This is a genomic window from Armatimonas sp., from assembly GCF_043757465.1.
Taxonomy (GTDB): Bacteria; Armatimonadota; Armatimonadia; order Armatimonadales; family Armatimonadaceae; genus Armatimonas.
Genome location: NZ_JAYVPL010000031.1, coordinates 22,842 through 29,882 on the forward strand (window position 1 = coordinate 22,842; position 7,041 = coordinate 29,882).

Consider the following 7,041-nt stretch of genomic DNA (forward strand, 5'->3'; position numbering starts at 1 on the left):
GCCTCTAGTATTCGCCATGGCTCTCGCTTGCTCCTGCCAGAATCGCCGAGGCGGCTTTCTCCCCGGAGCGAATGGCTCCGTTGGTGCTGCTCGCGGCGGTAAACTCCCCGGCGAAGTAGGTTTTGGGAAGCGCTGTGCTATTTTTAGGAAGCGTCTGCCAGAAGTTCTTCGGCTGGGCGAACTGCGCGTAGGGAATCCGGTAGGCTGCGAGTGGGCGGTAGGTCGCCAGCGCGGACTGTGCCGCGGTGTCGCCGGTGAACATCCGCCGCAGATCCGTGAGAGCGGCGGCAAAAAGCCTGTCTTCGTCGGTGCTGGGGACACCGATAATGCTGGCAGCAAGAAGGCACTCGCCGCTTGGGGCATACTCCGGGGCGGTGTTGGTGAGCAGCACAGCCTGATTGACAAATGCATCGCAGTTGGCGTTGAGGAGGATCTTCTTGCCCTGCCAGAGCGGGACTTTTCCGGCGAAGTAGAGCGTTGTCGTGCCCACACTGCCCTCGGGCGTGGCGATCCCCGTGAGCCGCGCCGCCTCGGGTGCGGGCGTGGCCACCACAATCACGTCGGCATCCAGCGCGGTGAGGCTCTCCACCGGCGACTCCAGGCGAATGTCCAGTCCTGCGGCGAGCTGGGCCGCGATGGCTCCCATTCCGCGGGCAGGCAGCGCGACATCGCCCTCCGCGAGCATCTTCCAGCAGAACTGAAAGACCCGTGCGGATGTCTGCAAGCTCCGATCCAGAAAGACACCCCCAAAGAACGGGCGGATAAAGTTCTCCACAAAGAGCGGTGAGAACCCGCGCCGCTTGAGAAAACGCTCCGTGGTCTCGTCGGGGCCGTCCAGAAGGGCGCTGGTCGGCTTGGCCCCCACCTCGCCTGAGAGCTGCCAGGTGCGCCACTTATCCTCGGGCGTCACGATCCCGGTCAGCAGCGACGGCAAGAGGGAGTCAGGGTCGCGCGCAGGATCCGCCAGAATATGCCGCCTGTCCCCCTGCGCGATCACAGCCCCCGGCGAGAAAGTACGCAGCTCCAGCGCCGCATAGTCAAGCTGTCGTTGTGCCGCCGGGTAGGCCGTAAAGAACACCTGGAAGCCCCGATCCAGCGTGAAGCCCTTCGTATGATCCGAGCGCACGCGCCCCCCGATCCCGTCGGACTTTTCGTAGACCACCACCTCCGCGCCGGATTTCTCCAGCAGTCGTGCACACGTCAGCCCCGCCACTCCCGCACCGATCACTATGACTTTCACGAGGCTATTGTAACATCCCTCCCCCCTGCCCCCTCCCTTCGCCTGAAACCCACGTTCCGTGGGGCGAAGGGAGGGGGGGGAAATCCGGACTCCCCCCTTCTTTCCCGCCGACGAAGGAGGAAATACGGGGAAGGGAGGGGGCAGGGGGAGGGATGCCAGGTACACTGAAGCCATGAGTACACCCTCAACCAACGCGGAGAACACAGCTGGCCCCTGGCCGCGCTGCCCAGAGGCAGCAGCCTATTTCCAGGCACTTTTCACTGATTTTGCACACCAGAACCCGCTAATCGCGCAGCTTGCCCAGCGCTTGGAGATCGAAGCGGGGGTAGATATTCTGGCGCTAGTGGATCACTGGATTCTGCCTCCCAGCGGCGGGCTTACCGAGAAATGGGAAGCACTTGGGCTCGTTAAAAACACGCTTCCCGAAGGCGATGACGTCTGGGAGCACCCTGGTGCACGCCTGCCACGCCTGCGGGTGAAGTCAAAACGCACGACCCCGTGCCTCGCACTCGGGGTGGAGAATATCGCCGAGTTCGCCGCCAAGAATAATCTGGCGCTCGAAGCCTGCCACGGCCACGAGGACTCCGCGTACCAGTGTGGCCATCTCAGTCTGCCCCACGGCGAGCTCATGCCCATTGTCCGGCGCGGTTACGGAGGTTTTGCGCCCGGGAAACCGCCTGTTGGCCTGGAAGCCGCCCGCGCCGACTTTGCGGCCCGGCTCCGCACCGACGATGACCAGGCCAGCATTGCCACTGCGCAGGAGATATTTGAAAAGCATGCTGCCACGCTCGGGCGGGGCCGTGCTACCGAGGAGTTCTTCGCCGCCGAGCGTGCCTACTACCTGGCACGAAATGCGGCGGCACGCTGGCAGTATGCCCGGCAGGAGGCCATCGGGATCGGGTGGGCCAACCACGACCACCACACCTACCGCTGCTCCCGCGCTGCCTTTCCCGCACTGATCCGGCTCTTTGTGATGATGGGATTTATTTGCCGCGAGCGCTTCTACGCGGGAGCCGAGGCGGGCTGGGGGGCGCAGGTGCTGGAGCATCCCGAGAGCCGCGTGGTGATCTTCGCCGACGTGGACATTGCCCCGGAAGAGCTAGATCTTGACTTCGCCAAAATCGAGCTGGCTCCCCGTGAGACTCTCGGCACGATTGGTCTGTGGTGCGCCCTGCACGGCTCCTCGATTGCCACCGCCGGGATGCATCATCTGGAGTGCGAGTTTCTCTGCCAGCGCATCAAAGACGATGCCACTGCCGCCGGGCATCTCGTGATGGCTCCCTTCACCGAGCTACTGATGCTCTGGCAAGCCTTCACGGTGGGGGAGCCCTGGATCGTTGCCCCGGAGCGCCTCACGCCGCTGGTGGCCGCAGGGCATATTACTGGCGAGCAGGCCGAGAAGTTCGCCACGGTCGGGGCTCTCGGGAGCCATCTCGAAATTCTCCAGCGCTGGGAGGGCTTCAAGGGCTTCAACAAGACCGCTGTCAGCAATATCATCCGAGACACCGATGCCCGGCGGAATTAAGCGACTTAGCCGCCGACGCGTTTGACTTTGTAGCCCTGGGCGCTTAGCTCGGTGACGACTTTATCACGGTGCTCGCCCTGGATCTCGATCACGCCGTCTTTGAGCGTACCACCGGTGCCACAGCGCTTCTTGAGCTGGGTACAGAGTGCTGCCAGCGCGGCATCGTCAAGAGGGAGGCCCTGGATGGTCGTGACCCCCGCACCCTTGCGCCCCTTGGTTTCCCTACCAACACGAACAACCCCGTCGCCCGGGATTAGCGAGCGAACGGGGTTGTTCTTACAGACACAAACAGCCTCACCACAGCTCGGGCAGAGGCGTCCTTTTTCGGTGGAGTAGACAAGTCCCACGAAGAAACTATATCATGGGAGAGGCTGTATCATGCCACTTCTTTTTCTTTCGCGACCCCCAGCAGTTTCATCGCCGTGTCGTCGCGTAGGTAGGCAGGAAGCTCGCCGCCGCCCTGCCCTGAGACACTATCCTCTTCCAGACGAAGATAAGCCTGGAACTCATCGAAGAAAGCGATCACCCCAGTAAGGTTGTCAACGCGAACCCGCCCCGCTTCCTCTAGGGCCTGGTAGTTCGCATTGGTCTCGTCCACCATGACACGGAGCCCATTAAGCCGCTCGTGGAGACGCTCCATTTCCTCGGCGACATTACGTCGAAAAGCCTTCAGCTCGCCTCGATTACGGGTGAGATACTGATTGAGGGCAACCATTTTTTGCGCCGCATCGCTGACCACGAGATGACCTGCACTACAAGGATCTGTAGTGACCACCGAGATAGCCTGCTTCATCGTCTCACAGCGTCCCCGTGCGGTCACTCCATAGGGCATCCCGACCAGTATCTCGACTGCCTGCTCGGCGTTAAAAGGCACCGCAGACAAAGACACTCCGCTGTAGATCGTGTTGTCGTTGAGCGAGCCATCTTCCTTGAGGGCTGCTGAGAGATCAGGCGGGGTCAGAGGATCGGGTTCCGGCTCGGGAAGCGGCTCCGGAATCACAAGAGGCTCGGGCGTGTAGATAGCTTCCTGGGCACGTGGGGGCGCAACGATGACCGTGGGCACCGTGTGTTCCTCATCGAGGCGTACCTCGATAAAACTGGAAGTAATGGCCTGACGTAGCTTTTGTCCAATTCGCATGGTTTGTCTCTAAAACTTTCTTAAGCCCGCACCACCGCCCCGCGTCTCACCAACCACAGGCAGTCCTTTTGGGGCAAACTTGGGGCGATACTCTACGCAGCGGTAGGACAGTGAGGTCTCACAAGGCGCTTCGGCCTCCTCTGTGTTCACTTCTTTAGAAAAGACAGAGCAGCGTCCATTGGCCACATCATAGCTGCCACAGTCCGTGCACCGACGTAGTACGGTCCAGCAGATGGAGCAGCGCACCGCACCAATCAGCTCGATCCGACCGCAGAGAGGACAGTGGATGTAGACCTCGCGAAAACCGTAATCTTTCTTTTCGAGTGCCTGGCGCACTTTCCCCGTAAACGACTCAATGTGCTTGCTCATCTGGGTTAGAGAGGCGAGCAGGTGATTCATCTCCTCAACGGAGATAAAGTCCACGACACGGCCATCCAGGGTATCGGTGAGATCGTTGATCTTACGGTCAATTCCCTTGAGGTGGTCTTTTGCTGTTTGGCTCTTGTAGGGCTTCGCCTTCTCTTCGTTGGAGCGGAAAGAGCGGATCATCTGATCAGCCACTGAGCCAGTCACCCGCAGGAATATTTCTTTTTTTGTAGGGTACTGCTGAATCGCCCGGATGATCTGATCGAGCGCCCCGACCCCCATTCGCTCCGCCTTTACTTTTTCCACAAGGCGCATCTGGGTCTTCGGGTCACTATTGAGAGTCAGAAGAGCGCGTGCATGCCCCTCTCCAAAAACGGCGATGGTGCCCGGCCTCGTCACTAGCTCAGCCTGGATTGCCTCGGGAAGTTCCAATAAGTCAAGCAGCCGTCGTATAGTGGTATCCGAGACTCCCAGTGTCCGAGCTGTCTTCTCATAGGACATGAACTTCAGCAAACCCTGGATCGCACGCGCTTTCTCAATGGCGTTGAGGTCCTCGCGCTGGAAGTTCTCCAGGAGTGCATCCGCTGCGGCATCCTCATCGTTCATCTCACGGATGACGGCGGGGATGGTTGGCATGCCCGCGAGCTTACTTGCCCGGTAGCGCCGCTCTCCCATGATGATCTCATAGAAGCCAGGATACTTTTTGTGTGGACGGACAACTATTGGTTCAAGAACACCCCGCTCTTTAATCGAAGCAGCCAGTTCCTCCAGGGATTCCTGGAAGAAGGTTTTGCGTGGCTGATCTTCAGCAGCGCGTATTTTTTCTAGTGGCAGAAACTGAAACGACATCGAAGCAAGGCTCCCCGGGAGACAGTCTCCCCTTGGGCTTTCTATCCCATCTGGTTATATGGTTGGAAAGCCTGCAAGAATCCTTAGGTGCATTTCGGTATTTTTCCGAGGTACTTCCCTAGCGCCTACGAACAATTCCCAAGGAAAGCATGACATCGGGGGTGTAGCTGGTCACGAGAAAAGGGTAGATATTCTCCGCAATAGAGGCGTACCAGCGCGTCTTGGCATCGGCCTGGTGCCAGGCTCCAAAGCTCATCTGCTGGCGCCGACTGCTCCTGCCGCGCAGCCCACGGTTGAAGGGAAAGCTTGTATCTTCCATCTGAACCACAAGATTTGTGTGCGGGGCGCTCTGGAACTCAGCGGCTACCACGCTCCCTGTGAGCCAGCGCTGTCCTTGTGTCAGGGGGCCGACTTGCGTAGTCCCTGCCCGTACCAGATTCAGGTTGGCATGGGCACTCCAGCGCGGCGTGAGGCGCATCTCGCCCAACAGCCCGACCCCGAGATCCACTGCCCCATTATCCAAAAGTGCTTCCCGCCCCCGTACGGGCAGCTTCACGACCGCACGCGCAGACACTCCAGACCACACAGGACGCCGTGCACTGAGCGTGACCGAGGTCAGTGCCGCCACCGAGCCGCCATCCTCAAAGACAGTTGCCCCATCGCGTACCTCGCTTCGTACCTGACCATTGGCGATCTTACTGAAGACAGAATCGGTAAATGGCACGACATTCTGGTGCCAAAATCGGATCAATGGGTCGAGAAAGCCCCCGGTGCGCTGCACCAAACTCGCTTGCCAGCTCCACTCGCCCCAGGCCCGCCCATACGCCTCTCCCAGGCGCAGGTTCTGAATCTCAGAGTCATCGTAGACAAATCTCGCCGCCACCCCGTGGTAGATAGCGTTGTTGCCGATATCGAGCCGTAGGCGCTGCTCCCGTGCTCCTGGGGGCAGAGTTGTCACCCGCTCGGGCTCCAGAAGCGTGGCGACACCACTCAGGCTGGTCTGGACTTTAACGGGAAGCGGGCCAAAGAACGCGGGTGGATCAGCAGGCAGAGAGTACATAAAAAACAGTTTACCCGCAGCGGATCGCCTCAATGGCGCTCTGGTCACCAAGCGCTTTGTACACTGACATCAGGATGGGTAACCTACTTATTTGTTTTTTACGCAGTAGAGTGTGCTTGCCGTACGAATGAGCAGACGATCCCCCGCGAGGGCGGGCGTGGCCATGCACATGTCGTCATCGGTGAGGCGGTTAGTCTGGAGCAGCTCGAATTTATCGCCCGCTTTGAGAATATAGCAGACGCCGTCCTCACTCAGACAGTAGATTTTTCCGACTGCGGCCCAGGGTGACGACGTAAACCCAGAACCAATCGGCAGGCGCTCCCGGTCGTAGAGTGGCTTGCCGGTCTGGGCATCGAAGGCGCTGAAGAGGCCCCGGTCGTAGAGGACGTAGATTCGGCCCTCGTAGAACAGCGGCGACGGATTATACGGCCCGGCGGTAGGATTCGACCAGGCGAGTGCGGCGCTTCCCGTGATATCGCCGCTGGCTCCCGGGCGAATGGCGTAGAGAGGCCGTAGCTGATCTCCGACATAGCCCGAGCTGACAAAGAGCAGGCCGTCGCCGGTCATGGGAGTGGGAATGGTGATACTGGACATCCCCTTGAGCGACCAGAGCAGCTTGCCGTTGCTTGGGTCGTAGCTGCGCACGGCGCGGGTGCCGGGGACAACAAGCTCGGTGCGGGGGCCGCTCTGCCAGACAAACGGCGTCGCCCAGTTGCTCTTCTCATCGCGCTCCACTTGCCAGAGCGGCTCGCCCGTTTTGGTGTCGAACTTTAGTTTCCGCTAATTGCGGGGGACTTTTCAGCCTTCTTTTGGCGACGGTGCGCCACGATTCCCACCGGCAAATGGCCAAAAACAGAGCGCTT

Annotated in this window: 7 protein-coding genes and 1 pseudogene; 1 reads left to right on the top strand and 7 read right to left on the bottom strand. The window is 60.1% G+C overall.

Annotated elements, in window-relative coordinates; translation table 11 throughout:
* Positions 1–4: 4 nt before the first annotated feature.
* The gene (locus ACH2ED_RS04570; RefSeq protein WP_395089027.1) at positions 5–1,240 is read right to left on the bottom strand and encodes an NAD(P)/FAD-dependent oxidoreductase; all 1,236 of its coding nucleotides are present in this window, start codon (positions 1,238–1,240) and stop codon (positions 5–7) included.
* Positions 1,241–1,412: 172 nt separating this feature from the next.
* On the opposite strand from ACH2ED_RS04570, the gene ACH2ED_RS04575 reads away from it, so the two are divergent.
* Positions 1,413–2,765, top strand: coding sequence for a hypothetical protein (locus ACH2ED_RS04575; RefSeq protein ID WP_395089028.1), 1,353 nt, complete (start codon positions 1,413–1,415; stop codon positions 2,763–2,765).
* Between the two features lie 5 nt (positions 2,766–2,770).
* Here ACH2ED_RS04575 and ACH2ED_RS04580 read toward each other — a convergent pair whose 3' ends face one another.
* The 6 genes and pseudogenes from ACH2ED_RS04580 to ACH2ED_RS04605 form a co-directional block, all read right to left on the bottom strand.
* Positions 2,771–3,112, bottom strand: coding sequence for a translation initiation factor Sui1 (locus ACH2ED_RS04580; RefSeq protein WP_395089029.1), 342 nt, complete (start codon positions 3,110–3,112; stop codon positions 2,771–2,773).
* Between the two features lie 29 nt (positions 3,113–3,141).
* Complete coding sequence (locus ACH2ED_RS04585; RefSeq protein WP_395089030.1) at positions 3,142–3,903, bottom strand: hypothetical protein; 762 nt, start codon at positions 3,901–3,903, stop codon at positions 3,142–3,144.
* A 9-nt stretch (positions 3,904–3,912) separates the two neighbouring features.
* Entirely contained in the window at positions 3,913–5,118 is a 1,206-nt protein-coding gene (locus ACH2ED_RS04590; RefSeq protein ID WP_395089031.1) for a ParB/RepB/Spo0J family partition protein, read from the bottom strand.
* Between the two features lie 118 nt (positions 5,119–5,236).
* Positions 5,237–6,178, bottom strand: coding sequence for a DUF3187 family protein (locus ACH2ED_RS04595; protein ID WP_395089032.1), 942 nt, complete (start codon positions 6,176–6,178; stop codon positions 5,237–5,239).
* An 87-nt stretch (positions 6,179–6,265) separates the two neighbouring features.
* Positions 6,266–6,745 (bottom strand): PQQ-binding-like beta-propeller repeat protein, encoded by a 480-nt coding sequence (locus ACH2ED_RS04600; RefSeq protein WP_395089033.1) that lies wholly within the window; start codon positions 6,743–6,745, stop codon positions 6,266–6,268.
* A pseudogene (locus tag ACH2ED_RS04605) lies at positions 6,725–6,934 on the bottom strand (serine/threonine protein kinase); the annotation flags it as partial. The gene ACH2ED_RS04600 and the pseudogene ACH2ED_RS04605, both read right to left, overlap by 21 nt.
* Between the last annotated feature and the right edge of the window lie 107 nt (positions 6,935–7,041).

What these genes read in the sequence shown, in the direction of transcription:
- ACH2ED_RS04585 (WP_395089030.1), bottom strand. Translation starts at nt 3,903, where the DNA reads ATGCGAATTGGACAAAAGCTACGTCAGGCCATTACTTCCAGTTTTATC.
- ACH2ED_RS04595 (WP_395089032.1), bottom strand. Translation starts at nt 6,178, where the DNA reads ATGTACTCTCTGCCTGCTGATCCACCCGCGTTCTTTGGCCCGCTTCCC.
- ACH2ED_RS04575 (WP_395089028.1), top strand. Translation starts at nt 1,413, where the DNA reads ATGAGTACACCCTCAACCAACGCGGAGAACACAGCTGGCCCCTGGCCG.
- ACH2ED_RS04590 (WP_395089031.1), bottom strand. Translation starts at nt 5,118, where the DNA reads ATGTCGTTTCAGTTTCTGCCACTAGAAAAAATACGCGCTGCTGAAGAT.
- ACH2ED_RS04600 (WP_395089033.1), bottom strand. Translation starts at nt 6,745, where the DNA reads ATGACCGGCGACGGCCTGCTCTTTGTCAGCTCGGGCTATGTCGGAGAT.